General features: G+C 40.5%; 15 protein-coding genes and 1 pseudogene. 15 read left to right on the top strand and 1 reads right to left on the bottom strand.

Annotation, left to right across the window (positions count from 1 at the left end):
• Positions 1 to 310: 310 nt before the first annotated feature.
• The 8 genes and pseudogenes from CRO21_RS11640 to CRO21_RS11605 all read left to right on the top strand — a co-directional run bounded on the left by CRO21_RS11640 (position 311) and on the right by CRO21_RS11605 (position 7,613).
• A complete protein-coding gene (locus CRO21_RS11640) occupies positions 311 to 1,054 on the top strand; it encodes a GntR family transcriptional regulator (RefSeq protein ID WP_097079475.1) in 744 nt (247 codons plus the stop codon).
• A 39-nt stretch (positions 1,055 to 1,093) separates the two neighbouring features.
• A complete protein-coding gene (locus CRO21_RS11635; protein ID WP_097079474.1) occupies positions 1,094 to 2,851 on the top strand; it encodes a fumarate reductase/succinate dehydrogenase flavoprotein subunit in 1,758 nt (585 codons plus the stop codon).
• 15 nt (positions 2,852 to 2,866) lie between these two features.
• Entirely contained in the window at positions 2,867 to 3,112 is a 246-nt protein-coding gene (locus tag CRO21_RS11630) for a 4Fe-4S dicluster domain-containing protein (RefSeq protein ID WP_097079473.1), read from the top strand.
• 27 nt (positions 3,113 to 3,139) lie between these two features.
• On the top strand, positions 3,140 to 4,582 hold the full coding sequence (locus CRO21_RS11625) for an ABC transporter substrate-binding protein (RefSeq protein ID WP_097079472.1): 1,443 nt from the start codon (positions 3,140 to 3,142) through the stop codon (positions 4,580 to 4,582).
• A gap of 163 nt (positions 4,583 to 4,745) precedes the next feature.
• A pseudogene (locus tag CRO21_RS11620) lies at positions 4,746 to 5,513 on the top strand (ABC transporter permease); the annotation flags it as partial.
• Complete coding sequence (locus CRO21_RS11615; RefSeq protein WP_097079470.1) at positions 5,513 to 6,343, top strand: ABC transporter ATP-binding protein; 831 nt, start codon at positions 5,513 to 5,515, stop codon at positions 6,341 to 6,343. The pseudogene CRO21_RS11620 and the gene CRO21_RS11615, both read left to right, overlap by 1 nt.
• 3 nt (positions 6,344 to 6,346) lie before the next feature.
• A complete protein-coding gene (locus CRO21_RS11610; RefSeq protein WP_097079469.1) occupies positions 6,347 to 7,339 on the top strand; it encodes a HEAT repeat domain-containing protein in 993 nt (330 codons plus the stop codon).
• Positions 7,329 to 7,613, top strand: a complete 285-nt coding sequence (locus tag CRO21_RS11605; RefSeq protein WP_097079468.1) for a gamma-butyrobetaine hydroxylase-like domain-containing protein — start codon at positions 7,329 to 7,331, stop codon at positions 7,611 to 7,613. The genes CRO21_RS11610 and CRO21_RS11605 overlap by 11 nt, the downstream gene beginning before the upstream one ends.
• A 51-nt stretch (positions 7,614 to 7,664) precedes the next feature.
• On the opposite strand, the gene CRO21_RS11600 is transcribed toward CRO21_RS11605, so the two are convergent.
• A complete protein-coding gene (locus CRO21_RS11600) occupies positions 7,665 to 8,759 on the bottom strand; it encodes an ABC transporter substrate-binding protein (RefSeq protein WP_141398133.1) in 1,095 nt (364 codons plus the stop codon).
• A 408-nt stretch (positions 8,760 to 9,167) separates the two neighbouring features.
• Here CRO21_RS11600 and CRO21_RS11595 point away from each other — a divergent pair, with 408 nt between their 5' ends.
• The 7 genes from CRO21_RS11595 to CRO21_RS11565 all read left to right on the top strand — a co-directional run bounded on the left by CRO21_RS11595 (position 9,168) and on the right by CRO21_RS11565 (position 21,119).
• Entirely contained in the window at positions 9,168 to 11,018 is a 1,851-nt protein-coding gene (locus tag CRO21_RS11595; protein WP_228150431.1) for an ABC transporter ATP-binding protein, read from the top strand.
• Positions 11,008 to 12,843 (top strand): ABC transporter ATP-binding protein, encoded by a 1,836-nt coding sequence (locus CRO21_RS11590; protein WP_097079466.1) that lies wholly within the window; start codon positions 11,008 to 11,010, stop codon positions 12,841 to 12,843. The genes CRO21_RS11595 and CRO21_RS11590 overlap by 11 nt, the downstream gene beginning before the upstream one ends.
• A 338-nt stretch (positions 12,844 to 13,181) precedes the next feature.
• The gene (locus CRO21_RS11585) at positions 13,182 to 15,698 is read left to right on the top strand and encodes a TonB-dependent receptor plug domain-containing protein (protein WP_097079465.1); all 2,517 of its coding nucleotides are present in this window, start codon (positions 13,182 to 13,184) and stop codon (positions 15,696 to 15,698) included.
• A 22-nt stretch (positions 15,699 to 15,720) separates the two neighbouring features.
• Complete coding sequence (locus tag CRO21_RS11580) at positions 15,721 to 16,971, top strand: alpha/beta hydrolase (protein WP_228150426.1); 1,251 nt, start codon at positions 15,721 to 15,723, stop codon at positions 16,969 to 16,971.
• Between the two features lie 19 nt (positions 16,972 to 16,990).
• A complete protein-coding gene (locus CRO21_RS11575; protein ID WP_097079464.1) occupies positions 16,991 to 18,238 on the top strand; it encodes a lipase family protein in 1,248 nt (415 codons plus the stop codon).
• A 410-nt stretch (positions 18,239 to 18,648) separates the two neighbouring features.
• Positions 18,649 to 19,734 carry an LLM class flavin-dependent oxidoreductase gene (locus tag CRO21_RS11570; RefSeq protein ID WP_097079463.1) on the top strand — a complete coding sequence of 362 codons (1,086 nt, stop codon included), beginning with the start codon at positions 18,649 to 18,651 and terminating at the stop codon, positions 19,732 to 19,734.
• A gap of 305 nt (positions 19,735 to 20,039) precedes the next feature.
• Entirely contained in the window at positions 20,040 to 21,119 is a 1,080-nt protein-coding gene (locus CRO21_RS11565; protein WP_097079462.1) for a sigma-54 interaction domain-containing protein, read from the top strand.
• The last annotated feature ends 8 nt before the right edge of the window (positions 21,120 to 21,127 follow it).

The following is a 21,127-nucleotide window of genomic DNA, read 5'->3' as shown; positions in this document are numbered from 1 at the left end:
CTAATTGTGTTGAATTGGTGAACGAAAATGCTGGTTATTCAGCAATCTATCGAAAATAGTGTTGAAATGGCATCATTTAAATTGAAATTTAGATGAATGGTTTTAATTTATTTTCTATACGCAATTATACTCTCTGGAAAATTGTCTTATATCTGAAAATTGAAAATTAATAAGTTTTTGATTTATATATAAAAAACTTAAACAATAGATGTTATTCATTGTTTTAGCTAAATATATCAGAATAAATTATTTCTGAATTTAAATATATTTGAATAGTATTTCTTCAAGTTGTTATAACAAGTTGGTAGATATGACCGATCAAGCGAGCAAATCCAATAGCCAGCTGCCTTTATATGATCAAATTAAAGAACAGTTGTTGCTGCAAATTCATAGTGGAAAATATCCACCTTTGAGTCAATTACCCTCTGAACATGAATTATCTGAACAATTTAAGGTCAGTCGGATTACCGTACGACAAGCCTTGCACAAATTGTCACAGGAGGGTGTAGTTTTTAAAGTACATGGTAAAGGTACTTTTGTCAGTAAACCAAAGGCTTATCAAAATATTAGTCAGTTGCAGGGTTTTGCTGAAGCTATGGCACATTCTGGACATCATATTGTGAATGAGGTGTTGTCGGTCAAGTTTATTGCTGCCCCCTTACAAGTCGCTGCAAAACTGAAAATATCTGTGAATAGTGAAGTGACAGAAATTAAACGAGTTCGTTTGCTCAACAATGAACCTGTATCTTATGAATTAACCTATTTACCTGAACATATTGGTAAAAAATTATTTGAACAGCAGGTCGATTTACGTATTACCGATATTTTTAAATCGCTTGAAGAAGATTTACAAATTCCTTTGGGATATGCCGACCTGAATATTGATGCCATTACCGCAGATGATGAATTGGCACAATTACTTTCCATTGATTTGCATACACCGATTCTACGTGTCGAAAGATTGACGCACGATGCACAGCATAATCCGCTGGATTATGAATATCTGTATTTCTCGGGTGAAAGTTTCCAATACCAATTGCGTATTTATCGCTAGTTTTTATTGATGACTAGTTTTGCATTTATGGAGAACAATATGGAAATTCAGCATTCTACGATTCAGCCTGAAACCAAATATCTGGAATATGACATCGTCGTCATTGGTGGTGGTACAGCAGGACCCATGGCTGCGATTAAAGCCAAAAAAGAAAATCCTCATTTAAGTGTACTATTGATTGAAAAGGCCAATGTAAAACGTAGTGGCGCAATTTCCATGGGCATGGATGGATTAAATAATGCGGTTATTCCTGGTTATGCGACACCAGAACAATATACCAAGGAAATTACCATCGCCAATGATGGCGTGGTCAATCAAACCACGATTTATGCTTATGCCAAGCATAGTTTTAAAACCATTCAACAATTAGATGAATGGGGCATTAAATTTGAAAAAGATGAAACAGGCGAATTTGCTGTTAAGAAAGTTCATCATATGGGGGCATATGTGTTACCCATGCCCGAAGGGCACGATGTAAAAAAAGTGCTGTATCGCCAGTTAAAGCGTGCGCAGGTGAAAATCAATAATCGTATTGTCACCACTAAATTATTGAAAAGTGATCAGGGTGCGATTAATGGCGTGCTTGGTTTTGATTGTCGTACGGGTGATTTTTATGTGATTAAAACCAAAGCTGCCATTTTATGTTGTGGGGCAGCAGGACGTTTGGGTTTGCCGGCATCAGGCTATTTGATGGGAACCTATGAAAATCCAACCAATGCTGGTGATGGCTATGCCATGGCCTATCATGCAGGTGCAGAACTTTCCAATCTTGAATGTTTTCAAATTAATCCATTGATTAAGGATTATAACGGCCCAGCCTGTGCCTATGTGACAGGACCATTAGGTGGCTATACTGCAAACAGTAAAGGTGAACGCTTTATCGAGTGTGATTACTGGAGCGGACAAATGATGTGGGAATTTTATCAAGAATTGGAAAGCGGTCATGGCCCAGTCTTTTTAAAAGTTGATCATTTGGCAGAAGAAACCATTCAAACCATTGAAGAGATTCTACATACCAACGAACGCCCAAGTCGTGGTCGATTCCATGAAGGACGTGGGACAAATTATCGGCATGATATGGTGGAAATGCATATCTCTGAGATTGGTTTTTGTAGTGGGCATAGTGCATCGGGGGTCTGGGTCAATGAAAAAGCCGAAACTTCGATCAAGGGGCTTTATAGCGCAGGCGATATGGCGGCTGTACCGCATAACTATATGCTGGGAGCGTTTACCTATGGCTGGTTTGCTGGTGTGAATGCAGCACATTACGTGGCTGATGTATTGGAAACGGAACTGAATCAACAAGAGATTGAACAGGAAAAAGCACGTATTTATGCACCTTTGTCACGGCAGGAAGGATTGCCTGCCGAACAGGTGGAATATAAGTTGCGGCGTTTTGTCAATGATTACTTACAGCCACCGAAAACCCGACAAAAGATGGAAATCGGTTTGCGACGTTTTGATGAAATTAAGCAGGATATTGCCCAGATTTCTGCCACTCATCCACATGAATTAATGCGTGCCGCAGAAGTTGCGGTGATTCGGGATTGCGCCGAGATGGCTGCACGTGCTTCGTTATTTCGCACAGAAAGCCGTTGGGGGTTGTATCATTATCGTGCTGATTTTCCAAATAAAAATAATGCAGACTGGTTTTGCCATGCTCATCTGAAAAAAGATGAAAACGGCAATATGTTGAGCTTTAAAAAATCTGTTGAGCCGTATTTGGTAGCGATTAATGAACAGGAAGCCCATTCATACGAGCAATTGCGTATTCAAAAAGACACAGTTGCAGGCTAAGACGGAGTTTAAATCATGGCGTTAATTTTTAAAGAAATCAATCATCGTACCGTTGCACCTGTTTTGGTGGATGAAGATAAATGTATTGCAGATAAAGGTTGTACGGTGTGTGTCGATGTTTGTCCGATGGATTTATTGGCGATTGATCCAAACACGCAAAAGGCATTTATGCAATTTGATGAGTGTTGGTACTGCATGCCGTGTGAGAAGGATTGTCCTACGGATGCCATCCAAGTGAATATTCCGTATTTGTTGAAATAATAGCTTAAAAAAATAGGAAACATTGAAATGAAAAATCTGGTGACTAAAAAGATTGTATTGCATAGTTTAATTGGTTTTTTTGTGGCAGGTGGTATCGCAGGCTGCGATTCTGGTAAAACAACAAAAACAGAAACGCTGCGTATTGCGATTGGCACACAAGATACCACGATCAATTGTGCAACAGGCGGCTTGCTGATCCGTGAGTTGAATTTATTGGATAAATATTTGCCTAAAGACGGTGAATATAAAAATGTCAAATATGATATTCAATGGAAGAATTTTACCTCAGGCGCACCTTTGACCAGTGAAATGGTGGCAGGGCGACTGGATCTTGGCGCAATGGCTGATTTTCCTGCGGTGAATAATTTTGTTGCATTCAAACAGGCTGGCAAAAAAAGTGTATTTTTAACGCCATTATCTGGCAGTATCACAGGAAGTGGCAATGCCATCGTGGTGCCAATTGATTCAAAGGTCAATACCTTGTCTGAATTAAAAGGGCAGACCATTTCTGTACCTTTTGCATCCACTGCACATGGTTTATTGCTTAGAGCGATACAGGCACAAGGCTGGGATCCCAATAAAGATGTACAGATTATTGCCCAAGCACCTGAAGTGGCAGGCCCTGCCTTGAAAAGCAACAAAATTGCTGCACATGCCGATTTTGTACCGTTTGGAGAATTATTTGCATATCAAGGTATTGCCAAGAAAATTTATGATGGATCACAGGCAAAAACTGCGACTTTTCATGGCTTAATAGCAGCAGAAGATTATGCTAAAAAACATCCAGAGATTGCCAAGGCCTATCTACAAGCTGCACTTGAAGCTGATCAATTGATTCGTAAAGAACCAGAAAAATATAGCGAACTAATTGCAGAAAAAACAGGGATTCCTGCCGAGGTGGTGTATTTATATCATGGACCCTTAGGTTTACAGACACGGGATTTAACATGGAAACCTGAATATCGTCAGGCAACCCAGACCGCAGTCGATACCTTGAAAATTCTAGGTAAAAATGATGGCAGTTTTACCGCCGAGCAATTTATTGATGATCAATATATTAAGCAAGCGTTTCAGGCATCTGGACGTGATTATGCTCAGGCTTTAAAGGATTATGGCAAATCGCCTTTGGTCGCCAATGATGCTTTAACCGGTGAACCGATTAAGACCTTTAATCGGGTAACACAAATCTGGGTCAAAGATGAAGCAAAAGTACGCAGTTATGCGACACCTGAACATGCATTTCAGGCATTAAAGACATTACAAGATGAAGGTAAAAGTATTCGTGTGGTCTATGGTCAGGATTACCAGTCTAATATCAAGCTGCTAGCCAATCTGGCGTGGTATGCAACAGATAAACAAGGACAAATTCAGGCGTTTCTACTCAAAGATGATGCGCAAAAATGGGCAAAAGCGCAGGGTGGTCAGGTTTTTGATTTTAATGCCATTTTGCAACACGTTAAACAAGCATAACCACGTTGTCTAGCCAGTGCTTGCTTATTGTTTGTTATAAAAGCAAGCCGTCTATTTGCCAACAATGAGGTAAATCAGCATGAATCATGTGATTGATAATAAAACAACTGAAGTGAGGTCGTTATGGCAGTTTCCATGGCATAAAGTGGGCAAAAATATCGCCATAAAACAGTATCTGATTGCCTTTACTTCACTGGCGATCTGGTTATTGCTATGGCAATTGCTGGCATTTTATAAGGTAAATCTTGTTTTAGTTAATTTTAGCAATATTCCTACGCCGATCGATGTCTTGTCTGCATTTGGACATTTTTTTCAACAGCCTACTGCGATACAACATTTAAAATCGAGTATTTCACGTGTGTTGATGGGCTTTGCCTTAGCGGCAGTTTGTGGGGTGGGATTGGGTTTAATCATTGGACAATATAAATCGGCAGCAGCTTTTTTGTTACCGCCTTTAGAGGTGTTAAGACCGATTCCGGCAGTGGCATGGATTCCATTGGCCATTCTGATGTTCCCATCGTCTGAAGCATCAATGATCTATATCACCTTTATCGGTGCATTATTTCCGATTTTATTAAATACCGTGCATGGTGTCGGTGCGCTTGATCCAAGATTATTGGCATCTGCACGAAGTCTGGGGGCATCAGATCTTGCCATTATTCGTGAAGTGATTATTCCAGGGGCATTACCTAATATTATTACTGGATTGTCCATTGGTATGGGGACATGTTGGTTCTGTCTGGTCACAGCAGAGATGATTTCGGGTCAGCATGGCATTGGTTATTTTACTTGGGAATCTTTTACCTTACAGAATTATAGCAATATTGTGGTGGGTATGTTGTTAATCGGGGCATTGGGCATGCTCAGCAGTAGTCTGGTGCGCTGGATTGGAAAATATTTTACCCCATGGTATCAATTGAGGAAATCCTGATGACACAGCAACAAGGTGAAATTGACATTCGTCATTTGTCTTTGCATCTGGGTAAAGACAGCAATAAATTTCAGGCTCTGGATCAGGTGAGTATGCATATTCAGGCCGGTGAATTTGTTTGTTTGCTGGGACCTTCTGGTTGTGGTAAATCAACTTTGCTGGGTGCATTGGCTGGGCATCTGGAATTTAGTTCGGGATCATTACACGTGGATGGTGAAAATGTGCAAAAACCACATCCGGATCGGGGACTGGTGTTTCAGCAGCATACTTTATTTCCATGGAAAAGTGTGATTGAGAATATTGCATTTGGCTTAAAGATGAAAGGAATTGCGCAAACAGAACGGCTGCAATTGGCGCAACGCATGATTCAACTGGTTGGTTTAACCGGTTTTGAGCATAAATTTCCTGCTGAACTTTCAGGCGGTATGCAACAACGGGTGGAGATCGCACGGGTTCTCGTCAATCAACCCAAAGTGTTGTTGATGGATGAACCTTTTGGTGCGCTGGATGCCCAGACTCGGATTCGTATGCAACAGCTTTTACTGGACATCTGGCAAGATGTGCAAACCACAGTATTATTTGTGACCCATGATATTGATGAGGCACTTTTCCTTGCAGATCGTGTATTGATCATGAGCCATCGTCCTGGACGAATTATTGAGGAGATTGCACTGAATTTTCCTCGACCACGAAAGATTGATCTGGTGACAACAGCAGAATTTGTTGACATTAAAAAGCATTGTATGCATGCACTAAAAAAAGAAATTCAAGAGGATTTAAGCCGTTTAAATCCACTTGGGATTCCGAAAAAAGCGGTGACAGAAGGATAAATGATGAATATTCAATACCCAGAAATTCCTGATCTTGATTACGATGATCAAGATTTTCTTAGGCAATTGAACAGTAAAGATGAAAAAGTTCGTTTTATTGCTTTGATGAATATTGCAGAAGAGGAAAGAGAAGAATTATTGCCATGGTTATATTATGCATTGCAATATGATCCTGCCGTATTGGTGAGAAAAGAAGCAGCAAAACGACTGGAAGGTTGGGAAAATCAGGCAACTTTACAGGCTCTGGCAGCAGCTTTGACAGATGAGGCAGGGGAAGTCGTAGATGCCGCAACGCAAAGTTTAAGTGAAGTAAAGTATCCAGCATCAGCAGCCATATTAGCACCTTATCTTGCTGTGGATAATATAGATGTGAAAGTGGCAATTTTACGTGCGTTAAAACCACTGCGACCCGTTGAGTTGTATCATCAAATTCAGCAACATACACAACATCAGGAGGTTACTGTAAGACGAGAGGCAGTTAGCGCATTAAGCTGGTTACAGCAGCAGCATGCAGTTGATATTCTGGCACAGATTGCCCAGCATGATACAGATGCCGAAACACGACGGATTGCAACGGGCGGTTTAGCCTACAGCAAACAGAATACTGCACAGGTCATTTCAGCATTGCAATCTTCCCTGACTTCAGATGATTGGCAGTTGCGGGTAGAGGCAGCCTTGACCATTGGTAAATTAAAAGTATTGCAATTAGAGCAATTGTTGATTGAACTCTTATCAGATGTATATTGGCAGGTTCGTATTGCCGTGGTACGAAGTTTAGGCTTATTAAAATCATCGCATGCTTTGTCAGGATTGGCAGATAATTTTAATCATCCTATGAGTAACTTACGTAAAGAGGTTGCACTGGCACTCGGTGAAATTGGTGGGCAACAAGCAGAACAATTATTGCTGGGACATGAACAGGATGCCGATCCAGAAGTACGTAAAGCGATCCGAATCAGCCTCACTCAGATTCGAGGTAGAATACATGCAACTTAGACCAGAGATCCAAGTGGATATTGAGCATCACAGAGTGAATTTTATTTGGCAAGATCAGCATTCTTTGTCTTTAAGTCACCAAGCTTTACGTGAAATCTGTCCTTGTGGTTTTTGTAAGGCAAAACGTATGCAAGCCAAGCAAGTGGTGGATGATATGGCAGTTCAGGTAACCGCCATATTTGACCAAGGCTATGGCGCGCAAATCTGCTTTAGTGATGGACATGATAAAGGTATTTTCCCGTGGATATTTTTACGGGAATTAAACGGCGATTAAAAGCCAATCTAAAACGATTTTAGACTGGCTTTATCAAAATATGCTAGTGAATTATTGCTGAATTGATTGATAACTCTCAGGCGCTAGCCATTGTTTGACATCAATTGGATTGGGAATAAATTTCCAGCGATAAAGGAAATCACTTAGATCCTGTAAGGCATGGATAGAGGTTTCATCAAAATTGGTATTCAATTTTAAATGTGCATCTTCACCATAGGCCACATGCACCCATTGTTCGGTACTTTGACATTCCTTGGCCAAATATCGATGTGTTTCTGCCGGATTTTGGTGTGACCATTGTTCTGCATCCACGACAGACTCAATAATATGTTGGACTTGCTTGGGATGATGCGTTAAAAAATGTTCATCAACAGTCAGTGTCCGTGGTGTACCATTATTCGAGCGTAATAATGGATCGGGGTGGGCACCAATATCAATAATGGTATGCAGGGCAAAATCACTGGCAATTTGTACAGCTTGTGCACCCTTTAAAAAAATCGCATCAACCTGACCGGTTAATAATGCCACCAGTTCGGCACTGGCATTGAGTGGATTACGCGAACCATAAAAACTACCATCTTTTTGTTGATCAAGCAGTTGTTGATTTTGGGCGCGAATAATATCCTGACGTAAGGTATCTACCAATTGTACATCGGCAACAGTCAGATCAACGGTTTTTAAGGCGTTTTCAAGACCACGAATGGCTTGGGCACGGGAAAAGTCAATCAGGGCATCCTGATTGAGGGGAATTCCAAATTTTTTGCCCTTGAGATCTGCTACGGTTTTAATGTTGGCGTCAAAACGTGTAAGCAGGAGTTGTGCTTCATCGGCCCAGGATAAGCCAATCACTTTGGTTTTTTGACCTGAGGAATACGCCCAAATCGCGGGAATACTGCCGCCATGGCGTACGGAATTTTCTAAGCTATGGTTAAAGTGAGAGTTTCTCACTTCTTTGGAATTGGATTCCCGAAGGGATTTAATTTCGATTTGATCTTGTTCAAATTTTTGCTGTAACCAGCCTTTTTGAATCGCGATGCCAAGGCCTGTAGGTACAGGACAACGAGTATACCAAACGGTTGATAAGGTGTGAGCTGTATTGCTAGATTGCGCTGTCGATACGGGCTGGGAATGACTTACTGTACTCATAACAACATCCTGAATGAAAATATATAGGAGTAGAGCAATAATAGTGCCATAAGTTAATTTATTGATTTATAATGCATAAATATAAATTTATGCAAATATGCTGTGATTATCATAAAAAATGTTGTTATTACAACATGTTGTTGTCTGGCATGCTTTAAATACAACATGAGGCAAATGATTTAAAAATAAATAATTTAAAAATCATCAAGTTAATTCATAAAATATTTTTAAAAAGATGGCATGCTTATCGCACTAGCTGCTTATTCTGTTTGATGTTTTATTGATATGCTAAGAGACGATCCTCAACAAAACGGTTCACTCAAGACTGATGTATTAAAAGATAATCTGCTTGCTCACAATCGATTGGCAAATTATCCGTTATTACGCAGTTTGGCGTTATACCGTTATATGCCTTTTCGATTTATCCTGACCGCTTTTTTATTTCTTATTGCCAATATTGGTATTGCTTTACAGCAGTTTTCAGTGGGGCAGGCGATTGATCATTTAAAATATAGTCAGCCAGCAACCTTATTCAGCCAACCGGTCACTGATCCCAGCAATCCATGGTTCTGGTTTATGCTATTGGCCCTGATTGCCATTATCCGGGCAGTTGTACAGTATTTTGCAGGGCTAAGTTCTTTAATCATTGGACAAGGTCTTTTAACTATTTTGAGGGAAAAGATTTTTATTCAGGTTCAACGCCTAGATATTGCATGGCACTGGGAACATGGTTTGGGAGAGGTGATTGCCCGGACTACACGTGATGCAGATAAATTAAAAGAGGCACTGATTAATTTTTGGCGGCAGGTGTTTGAATCCAGTCTGGTGCTAATTGTGACCGTATCGTTATTGTGTTGGTACCATCCTTTGCTCGGATTGGTGCCTGTACTGTTTATTGTGCTGGGTTTAACCGTATTGGCCAAGCTGACCAATCATATGGTAACACTGGATAATCAGGTTGGTGAAGCTTATGAAAAAGTTAGTGATTCATTATCAGAAAGTATTCATGGCGTGCGGGTGATTAAAGCATTCGCATTGGAAGAAAAATTATCCAACCGATTTAATGCATTTATTCAGGATTTTATTCAACATTCTGTCAATGCTATTACTTATGCTGCAAAGTATTTACCCATCCCACAAATTATTATTGCCCTGTCCTATGTCTGGGTAGTGGCATTTGGGGCATATCTGATTAGTATTCGGCAATTACAGATCGGTGAATTTGTTGCGTCCCTGTTGATGGCCAATATGCTGGTATTTAGGATCGAGAGTATCGGTCAGGTCTTACATATTTTTGCCGATGCTCGTTCGTCTGCAACACGGATTTGGCAAATGCTGGATGTACAACCTCAGATTGTCGATGGCACACAGGATTTTAGCATTGATCCAAAGCAAGGCCTGGAGATAAAACTGCAAAACGTATCATTAAAGCCAGCTGGGAATGATCAATATATTTTAAAGAATATCAACCTTAGCTTTAAAGCAGGACAGATTGTGACGATTGTGGGCAAAACCGGAGCGGGTAAAACCACTTTAATGAACTTGCTCAATCGTTTTTTTGATCCGACTGAAGGACGTATTTTAATTGGTTCTGATACACAGGGCTGGGTGGATACTCAAACCTTAAAGCTGGAACAATTGCGTAATACTGTGCAAATCATTCCGCAAGAAAACTTTTTCTTTTCAGGAACATTGGCGGAAAACTTAAGGATTTCCAAACCCGATGCCACCGAGCAGGAAATGCTAAATGCCTTATATCTGGCATCTGCCAGTGAATTGATTGAACGACTGGAACACGGTTTGGATACCGTGATTGGCGATAAAGGGGTGACTTTGTCGGGTGGGCAAAAACAAAGGATTGCCTTAGCTCGAGCGATTTTAAAAGATTCTGCTATATTGGCGTTGGATGATTCAACCAGTGCGCTGGATGCCACGACAGAAAAGAATGTTTTGCAACGCTTAAAAAACCTTTCTCAAGCAGAATCGAATACTGCCTTGGTTCAACTTGATTCTCAACAACATGCAGTGCTTGCTGCCAAAACAGGTACCAGTAAAACCATCGTTATCAACTCGAATAAGCAAACCACAATTGCCTTATCCGACTGGATTATTGTGCTTGATCATGGGGAAGTGATTGCACAGGGCACACATGAGGAACTGCTTAAGAACAGTGAATTTTATCGCAAATTAATGGGTTTTGAGCAGGAAAAATTTATCCGGCATGTCACGATGGAGCAAGGGGCCTTACATGAATGCTAATGTAAAAAATGTCAATTCTATCAAAATGACCGATTTACAAATCGAAGAAAAATTATCCAAAAATTTGATTCATCGAGGCATGTTTAAAAAACTGTTGCCATTGATTACACCGGTCAAATATTTGATTCTCTCGGTGATTGTGGTGGAAATCTTTCAGGTTTTGACCATCTTTGTGCGTCCATGGGTAGTCGGATTCATTCTAGATTCGGGGTTTACTTTTGCTGGAGATACGGTGCAATTGCATCATTCAGTATTGGCTTTGGCGCTGATCATTTTGTTACTGAGCTGGATATTACGTTTTGGTTTATCGGGATTCTCAAAATATCTTACCGGTATCACCGCAGTAAAAGTCATTAACCATTTGCGGCAAAAGATTTTTTTGCATGTGCAATCTTTAAGTATAGGCTATTTCGATAAGACCAAAGCAGGACGAATTATTAGCCGTGCCGATCGCGATGTTGATACTTTAGAACCGTTATTGATACAGGGGCCACCAGAGTTATTGTCAGCGATTTTACGCTGTACGTTGGCTTCGGTATTATTGTGGCATATTTATCCACCATTTTTTTGGACATTGTTTGCCATTATTCCGGTTTTATTGACGGTCACCGTAATTTTTAAACGTATTTCGCAAAAACGCTGGGCCAAAGTTGCAGAAGAGCGTAGTCGCTTTACTGCCCATCTGGTTGAGACGGTGAATGGGGTTAAAATCATTCAGCAATTAAATTTTTTGCAGAAAAATCAACAACGCTATCGTCAATTATTACACGATTTTAACCATGCCATTATTGATGGGAGTATACGGACCAGTTGGTTTGCGCCATTTACAGGCATCTTGTCGACTTTGGGGACAGCCGGATTAATCGTGGTCGGCAGTTATGGTTATAGTGCAGGTGAAATTACCATTGGGCAATTTGCCGAAAGTATTTTTTATGTGTTCTTATTTTTGGCGCCACTGCAAGAATTAACCGATTTGTTTGAACGCTATGCCAATGGAACAGCGTGTGCACAGCGTATTTTTCTATTACTGGACACTGCACCTGAGATTCAGGATAAAGATCAAGCGGTCTACTTAGACAAGATTCGTGGCGATATTCGCTTTCAAAATGTTGATTTTGCCTATACCAGCAAACCGGTCCTTCAGAATTTTAATCTGGACATCGCTGCAGGGCAGGTGGTGGCAATTGTCGGACCGACCGGGCATGGAAAAAGCACTGTCGTACAATTGCTTACCCGGTTTTATGATACTCAACAAGGCAGCGTGCTGATTGATCGTTACGATATCAAAGATATTGCACAAGCTTCATTAAGACAGCAGATCAGTATTGTATTACAGGATAATGTGTTATTTACCGGCACAGTACTGGACAATCTGCGGCTGATTCGTCCTGATGCGAGCGATCAGGAATTAATTCAGGCAATTGAGGAGCTCGGTGCTGATGAAATTTTACAGCAATTGCCTCAGGGCTATCTTACCGAAGTGGGGACGCTGGGTGTAAATCTCAGCCATGGCCAACGCCAGTTAATTTGTCTGGTCCGTGCTTATTTAGCGAATCCCAAAATTTTGATTCTTGATGAAGCGACATCGGCAATTGATATTTATACCGAGCAAAAAATTCAATTTGCACTGCGGCGCTTATGTAAAAATCGGACCTGTATCATCATTGCACATCGTTTAAGTACCATTAAAGAGGCAGACAAAATTGCTGTTATACACAATGGTGCAGTGATTGAAGAAGGTTCGCATCAAACATTGATGCAGCAACAGGGTAATTATTATCAGCTTTACAATTCCTATCAGGAAAATCAGCTGAGTGAGGTTTAAAGAATGGGGCTGTGTTGAAAAAGAATTGAGAAAAAGGCTGTATGGCATTGCTATACGGTCTTTTTTTATTCTGGCTCATTGATAAATGATAGCAATATATAACTAAAATAACTTTTAAGCATAAGTTAATGATTAAAAGTTCTAAGAAAAAGTCTTTTAAATATAAGTGTATTTTAGTTTTAGCTTTGAAAAAGTCTGTTTCCAGACAATTTATCCAAAAAATGTTTGATAAACGACAGAATAATTTAATGCTATTTAATAAGTAATTAAAAAATATAAATATTTATTTTGGCATCGGCTTTGCTCATAGATAAAGACTATCTTATTGGGGAAGCAATATGCTTAAAAAATTTATCAAGAAGCCTGTTTTGACGTCATCGGTATTTGTACTAAGTGCCTTGTCCAGCGCGATCACTTTAGCCAATGATACACAAACCACTGTGGCCAGTGACGAGGATGCGATTACTTTATCGACTGTGGTGGTCACAGGGTCACGTCGTGCAGTGAATAGTCATTTGGATTCACCTGCACCAGTCGATGTAATTAGTCAGGAAGAATTATTACAGACTGGCGCAGCAGATTTAGCACGTGCTTTGGTCAGTTTATCTGCATCAGCCAGTTTGCCCACCACGCCAGGTGGTGGTTTTGCCTCAGCAACACCTCCGAGTTTTGCCTTGCGTGGTTTGGCAGCCGATCAAACCCTGATTTTAGTGAATGGCAAACGTCGTCATAACTCTGCCTACTTTACCCGTCAGGGTTATGCAGGTGGTCGTGGTGCTGCGGTTGTAGATATCAGTTTGATTCCGGTGAGTGCCATTCAACGGGTGGAAATTTTACGTGATGGCGCAGCTGCACAGTATGGTTCGGATGCGATTGCCGGTGTGGTGAATATTATTCTGAAATCCGAAGATCAAGGCGGTGGTATTTCTTATAGTTATGGAGAATATAGACGAGGTGACGGTGAGCAAAATGCCATTAATGGCTGGAAGGGATTTGCTTTGCCGAATGATGGCTTTTTAACTGTCGCATTTAATGCAGGTGATCGTGGCTATGCAGATAATACCAATATTGATAACCGGAATTTTTATGCAGGCTATTCAAATCCGTATGCGACGCCTCAATATAATAATGACACTACACCTTATCGGGATTGGTCATTTGGTGCACCCAAAATTAAAGATCAATATAACGTGTCAGTCAATGCAGAATTACCTGTTTCTGATACTGATGCATTATATGGCTTTGCTACTTATGGACATCGTGTAACATTCGGACGGAATTTCTACGAATTACCGAACAACTCGGCCTTATTAAATCGTTCACAATATTATCTTGAACGTTACCCCGATGGACGTATTCCAATCAGTGAAGTAACCGTTGACGATTTTGACCTTACCGCAGGGTATAAGTCCGGAACACAAAAAGAAGGGAAATTTGATGTTTTTGCCAATTTTGGCCGTAATAATCATAGTACCCGTAATTTAAATGGGATTAACCCAAGTTATGGTTCCGAAGGTCCATCGGAATATTTCACCGGTGAAAATATCTTTTCACAATACAATGCCGGTGCCGATTATAGTCGGGATTTTGCCGTTGGAAATTTGGCAAGCCCATTAACCGTATCGGCAGGGGTGGCATATCGCTGGGAAGAATATCAGCAAATTGCTGGTGATCCGGTCGCTTATACCCGTGGTCCCTATTATAACCCTAGCCAAGTGTCAGGTGTCGGAGTACCAGGTATTTATGCCGGTATTACCGATCAAGATGAACACAGTATTGAACGTAATGTGATTGGTGCTTATCTGGATTTTGAAGCTAATATTACAGAAAAGCTGAATGCTGGTTTAGCATTGCGTGCCGAGGATTATTCTGATTTTGGTTCAACTTATAATGGTAAATTATCATTAAAATATGACATATTGCCGCAATTAACAATCCGAAGTACCGCAAGTACCGGCTATCGCGCACCGTCATTGGTACAGTTGGGCTATACCGCATTTAGTGTCCAAACTACGACTTTTGCGGATGGTTCAATTGGCGATGTACAGCAACGTACTGTGTTGCCGGGTAGTGAAGCCGCTTTACTGCTGGGAGGAGTTGACTTAAAGCCGGAGGAAGCCACCAACTATTCTTTGGGCTTTGTCTGGAAACCCACGCAGAATACCTCTGCAACAGTTGATATTTATCAGATTGATATTGATAACCGGGTATTATTGTCTGATAACCTGATTGGTGATGTTGTGACCAATGCTTTTGCAGGCACCCCTTATTCCAACATTACCAATGTGGCATTTTTTAATAATTTGCTGGATACACGTACTCGCGGTATTGAATTTACTGCCAAGCATCGCGTCGATTTACAGGATTATGGTCAGTTAAATTTAAGTGCAAGCTATGGTAAAAATAAAAATGAAATCACTGCTGCCCGTGATGCTGTTACTGCTGCTGGCGATATTATTCCATCGACCTCGATTGCTACTCGGTCAACGCGTGGCCTGATCGAAGAAGGTTCTCCAAAAGACAAAATTATTTTGAATGCCAACTGGCATATTAATGATTGGACCTTGAATTTGGCTGGACGTCGTTATGGTGAATTTACCAGCCGTAATGCCACTAATCCTGCTCAAGATCAAACTTATGGTGCGCAATGGATTGCCGATATTGATGTTGGGTATAACGCACAACGTCTAATTAAAGGTTTGAAATTTAATTTGGGCGTCGTCAATGTACTCGACAGTTATCCCGATGAAAATTTACCATCGACTTTTAACGGCGGCAAAACCAAATATAGCTTTAACTCACCAGAGGGTGCCAATGGTTCCTATTACTATGGCCGTATCAGTTATGACTTCTAAGGGATAGGAAGGCGAGGTGAGTATGTTGAAGTTTAATCAATTTTGTTTATCACTGCTTGGGGCAAGTATGACATTGACGTCTATTGCAGCCCAACCTGTGATTCACTATCAGTCTAGCCCGTTGTATGGGGATCAAAAATTATCAGCATTTTATCAATGGGATCAAAAGATTCCGGATAAAGCCGGAACATTATTGCGCTTTGAACCTCTAGATCAAGGTATTCGTTTGGCGGATAGCGCAGATCAATATCGGATTTTATTTTCCTCTACCAATGGTATCGATAGTCGTTCTCCTACCGTGGTTTCCGGGTCACTTTTTTTGCCAAAGGGCAAGGCACCAGAAGGCGGTTGGCCGTTATTGGTTTGGGGACATGGGACGGTTGGACTGGCAGATCAGTGTGCGCCATCTTGGTCAGGGCGAGTATATCGCAATGCCTATTATCTTAATCAGTGGTTGAAACAGGGCTATGCCGTGGTTGAACCTGATTATCAGGGGCTGGGTGTTGCGGGGCCGCATTTGTTGATTAACGTGCCGCAATTGTCCTATAACATTTTGGACAGCGCCCGTGCCGTAGTGGGTCGTCAATTTAATGTTGCCAATCAAGTGATTATTGCCGGCCAATCGCAAGGTGGTGCTGCGGCATTTGGCGCTGCATCTTATTCGGCAAGTTATGCACCGGATATTAATGTCAAAGGCACCATTGCAACAGGCGTAATTTATCGCAAACCTAATAGTGAGCGCCCTGTACTGAATGCGGTAAATAAATATCAGCCTAATCCGGCACTGGCTTACCAAATTTTAGGTTTTCATGTATTACAGCAATATGATCTGAGTATACAGGCCAGTGATGTGTTCACCGAAAAAGCCATTCCATTGGTTGAGCATTCACGTTCGCAATGTGTAGGACAAATCTTTTCTGATGTGAGTTTTGAAAAACTCAGTATTGCCGATGCCTTGCTGGATAAACCGTCCGATAAATATTTGGCATTACAGAAATTATTTGAGGAAAAATATTCTTACTATCCGACTTTGAAAATTAATCATCCCGTATTTATTGGTACAGGTGCCGATGACCGCACACCTGATGCGCGTACCCAAGTAGAACTGGTTAAGGATGCTTGTGAAGCGGGTACGCAAGTGGAATCGCATGTATATCATGGACATGGGCATAGCGAAGCAGTACCCCATTCATTAAATGATGCACTGACTTTTGCCAATAAGGTAATCCATAATCAACCCATTCAAAATACCTGCTCAGTCAAATTTGAGTAAAACAACAGATGAGATCAACATGAAATTTTTAAAGAAAACGCTGGTATTTACGACCGCATTTACATTATCTCTTGCCAGTATTGCGCAAACACCTCCTCAGCCAAAAGAACTATATGGTGATGGCGGTGTGTCGGCATTTTATCATTGGTCACACAATATTCCCGCAAAACCAGGGGAATTATTAAAAACAGAAAAAATTGTTGAACCACAGGTTAAACTGGAAAATGCCAGTGAAAATATCCGGTTTTTATATAGTTCGACCAGTGGTAAGGACAGTAAAACACCAGTGGTAGTCTCCGGTAGTATTCATGTGCCAAAAGGACAAGCACCACAAGGCGGTTGGCCAGTTGTCTTGTGGGGACATGGTACAGTAGGACTGGCCGATCGCTGTGCACCATCGACAGCAGGGCGATCCTATCGTGATCTTCAGTATTTAAACAGATGGTTGCAAGAAGGTTTTGCTGTGGTGGCCACTGACTATGAAGGTTTAGGCGTAGCAGGCCCGCATTTATTAATCAATGTTCCGTCTCTGGCATATGGTGTATTGGACAGTGGTCGTGCTGCATTAAAAACTAAACTTCCTTTGGCCAATAAATTTGTCATTGTGGGACAATCACAAGGCGGCGCAGCGGCAGTAGCAGCTTCATCGTATTCTGCAACCTATGCACCAGAACTTAATATTAAAGGTTCGATTGGTACCGGGGTAATTTATCGTGATCCGAATGCACCGCCATCAAGCAGTCAACTTAGTTTAAACCCGCATGTGGTCAGCCCATCGATTGGTTATGGCATTTACGGCTTTTTGGTATCACAGAGTTTAAATCCAGATTTAAAAGTATCGGATGTATATACAGCACAGGCAGCACCATTGGTCGAACAGGCACGCTTTAGCTGTCTATCCAGTTTAACGGGTGATATTGAATTTGCTGCATTAACGCCTGCACAGGCATTGGTGCCTAATCCGTCTCAAAGATATAAACTGATTCAGGAACAGCAAGGTAAAGACTATGGTTATTATCCAACTTTAAAAATTAATCATCCAGTATTTATCGGTACTGGCGCTAATGATGTGACACCAGATGCCCGTAGTCAGGTCAAACTGGTCAAAGATTTGTGTGAAGCGGGAACAACAGCTCAAGGACATTTATATTTTGGTTTAGGGCATAGTGCGACTGTCAATGCATCATTAAAAGATTCAGTGCCTTTTGCCAAGAAAGTCATCGCAGGTGAAAAAGTAGAATCAATTTGTGATCCTAAAATAAAATAAGAGCTTATTAATAGAAGTACGGCCACTGTTGATTAGTGGCTTTATTTTTCAATACAACGGCATAAAGAAATTGAACTGTTCGATGTTCAATTTATCGTTGATAAAAACATATTCATTGTTATTTATTTTACAATGATGAATTCACAACAAAATGATATGAAATTGTTTTGATAGCAACAGTTGGTATTATTTATATAAAATTAAGTAATTGTAATTTAATGATTTTTTGTTGGCATAATTGCTGCAACGTGAATAATAGAAAACAAATACGCTGTGCTTGTTTATGTATGTTAATCATTCATATGCTTGATTAAACCCTCCTTGTTATGAGGCTGAATAAATGATGAAACATAAGCACAATTTTTGATTGATTTGTTTAAATTTCATTTAAAAAACTTAAGGAAATGATAATGTCTGTTGAATTTGTTGGGGGATTATTCCCACGTAATCAGTTAGCTCGGCCTACATCTGCTGCATCAGGTATTGATTTGGAATATTTAAGAGATTTGGCAAGAGCACATGAACATGCTGGTTTTGATACAGTTTTAACTTTAACCCACGATCCATTATTAACGGCTAGTTATGCCGCGGCACATACCGAACGCTTAAAATTTATGATTGCACACCGCCCAGCATTGATTGCACCAACCATTGCTGCACGTGCTTTTGCCACAGCGGATCATTATACTGGTGGCGGAAGGTTACGCTTACATGCCATTACCGGGATTACTGCCGAACCCGGGCATGGTGAATTTTTATTGGATAAAACAGAACGTTATGCCCGCACCAGTGAATATCTGGATATTGTAAAGCTGGCTTGGACTTCTGAGCAACCATTTGATTATGAAGGTAAATATTTTAAGGTTGAAGGCGCCTTTAATCCGCTCAAACCTGTGACCCAACCCCATATCCCAATTTCTTTTGGTGGCTCATCGGATGCGGCATATGAAGTGGCAGCCAAACATGCCGAGTTGTACGCATTGTGGGGCGAGCCGCTAGCCGATGTTAAAGAACAAATTAAAAAATTACATCTTGCTGCCGAAAAAATTGGCAAAGCGCCGCCGCGTGTCAGTTTATCCGTGCGCTTGATTATCGGTCCTACAGAAGAATTGGCTTGGAAAAAGGCTTATGAAATTCAGGCTAAACTGGCACAAAACTTTCAACCTCAACCGAATCATGTTGCCGGTACGGGAACACAGCGTTTGTTAGCAGCGGCAGAAAGAGGTGAACGTCATGATAAAGCTTTATGGTTGGCAACTGCGACGGCAGTCGGTGCAACCCATGATTCGACAGCTTTAGTGGGTACGCCGGATACCATTATAGAATCCTTATTAGATTATTATGATGCAGGAGTCACCACTTTTCTGAATCGTGGTTATGAACCATTGTATGATGCATTGGAATATGGACGCTGGATTATTCCGGAAGTGAAAGCGGAAGTCCGTCGTCGTGAATTACACGCCGAACAACAAGCCAAAAAAATTGCTCAAGTCTAAATATTTTTTTCCATGTATAAATGATAGGCTAAGATCAAAATAGTGATTAAAGTTACCTATCAATAAATGGCAATGTTTAACACGGAAAATAAAAATCCAGCATATTCTAATGCTGGATTTTTTATCCAGATTAATAGTTCATTAAATAAAATAATTTGATGCTTTTTTTGAATTTTTAAGTTTTTGAAAATGTTAATTTTTTTAACTTTATTGTAATTATGAATTGATTATATGTATTTATTATTTATCAATTGAAACATAAAACTATATGATGATAAAAGTAATTGTAAATTTCAGGATTAAAGATGAAATCTTATTTGGATAATGAATATAGGGTAATTACTTTGCCTGAAAGTAGTACACCAGTAAAACCCATTCGCGCAAAAACCATTATATTCTCTGATCAAAGTTCTAAAAAGCTTTTGGATCAGTTGGAAACGATTGCCCCGAGTTCTGCCAGTGTGATTGTACAAGGTGAATCTGGGACAGGAAAGGAACTGATTGCAAGAGAAATTCATTTAAAAAGTGATCGTAAAAATAAACCATTTCTGGCCGTTAACTGTGGTGCATTGGTTGAAAGCTTGGCTGAATCAGAGCTTTTTGGTTATGAAGCTGGCGCATTTACCGGGGCAAATAAAACACAGCCCGGGATTTTTGAGGCAGCAGATGGGGGAACCCTGTTCCTTGATGAAGTTGGTGAATTGCCGCTTTCTTTACAGGTTAAATTACTACGAGTCTTACAAGAACGGGAAGTCATGAGAGTCGGTGGACGCCGATCTATTCCAGTGAATGTCAGAATTATTTCCGGTACGCATGTCGATTTAAAACGTGCTGTCGCAGAAAATAAATTCAGGCTGGATCTTTATTATCGACTCAACGTGGTGATATTAAATATTTTACCTTTACGTGAGCGTAAAGGCGATATTTTACCTTTGGTTGATTATTTTTTAACAACCTATTCCAAAAAATTAATTGCACCAAAGAAAACCATCAGTGATAAAGCACGTAATGCATTATTGAACTATGCATGGCCGGGAAATATCCGTGAACTGGAAAATGTGATTCATTATGCTTTATTGATGAGCGGTAGCGATACCATTGATATAGAACATCTTCGCTTTTCTGAGGATAAAGTCTATAGCTCTAATGATGACCGCAATTTATTGGAAGAGTTTGAAGATATTCTAAAGCGTATTTTTCAGGAATATGAAGGAGAGGCATGGCATTTACTTGAAGATAAAATCGTCCATACTGCTTTTGTCAGCTGCTGGAATAATCAGGTTAAAACAGCAAAGATGCTGGGGATCTCCCGTAATGTACTGCGTAATTTATTATCTCGTTATGATTTATTACCCACTAAAAATAATGAAAATGAAGTTGCATGAACCTTATC

It is taken from the genome of Acinetobacter puyangensis (genome assembly GCF_900096995.1).
GTDB lineage: Bacteria > Pseudomonadota > Gammaproteobacteria > Pseudomonadales > Moraxellaceae > Acinetobacter > Acinetobacter puyangensis.
The sequence above is the reverse complement of the archived record's forward strand: the minus strand, read 5'-3'. Positions and strand labels throughout refer to the sequence as shown.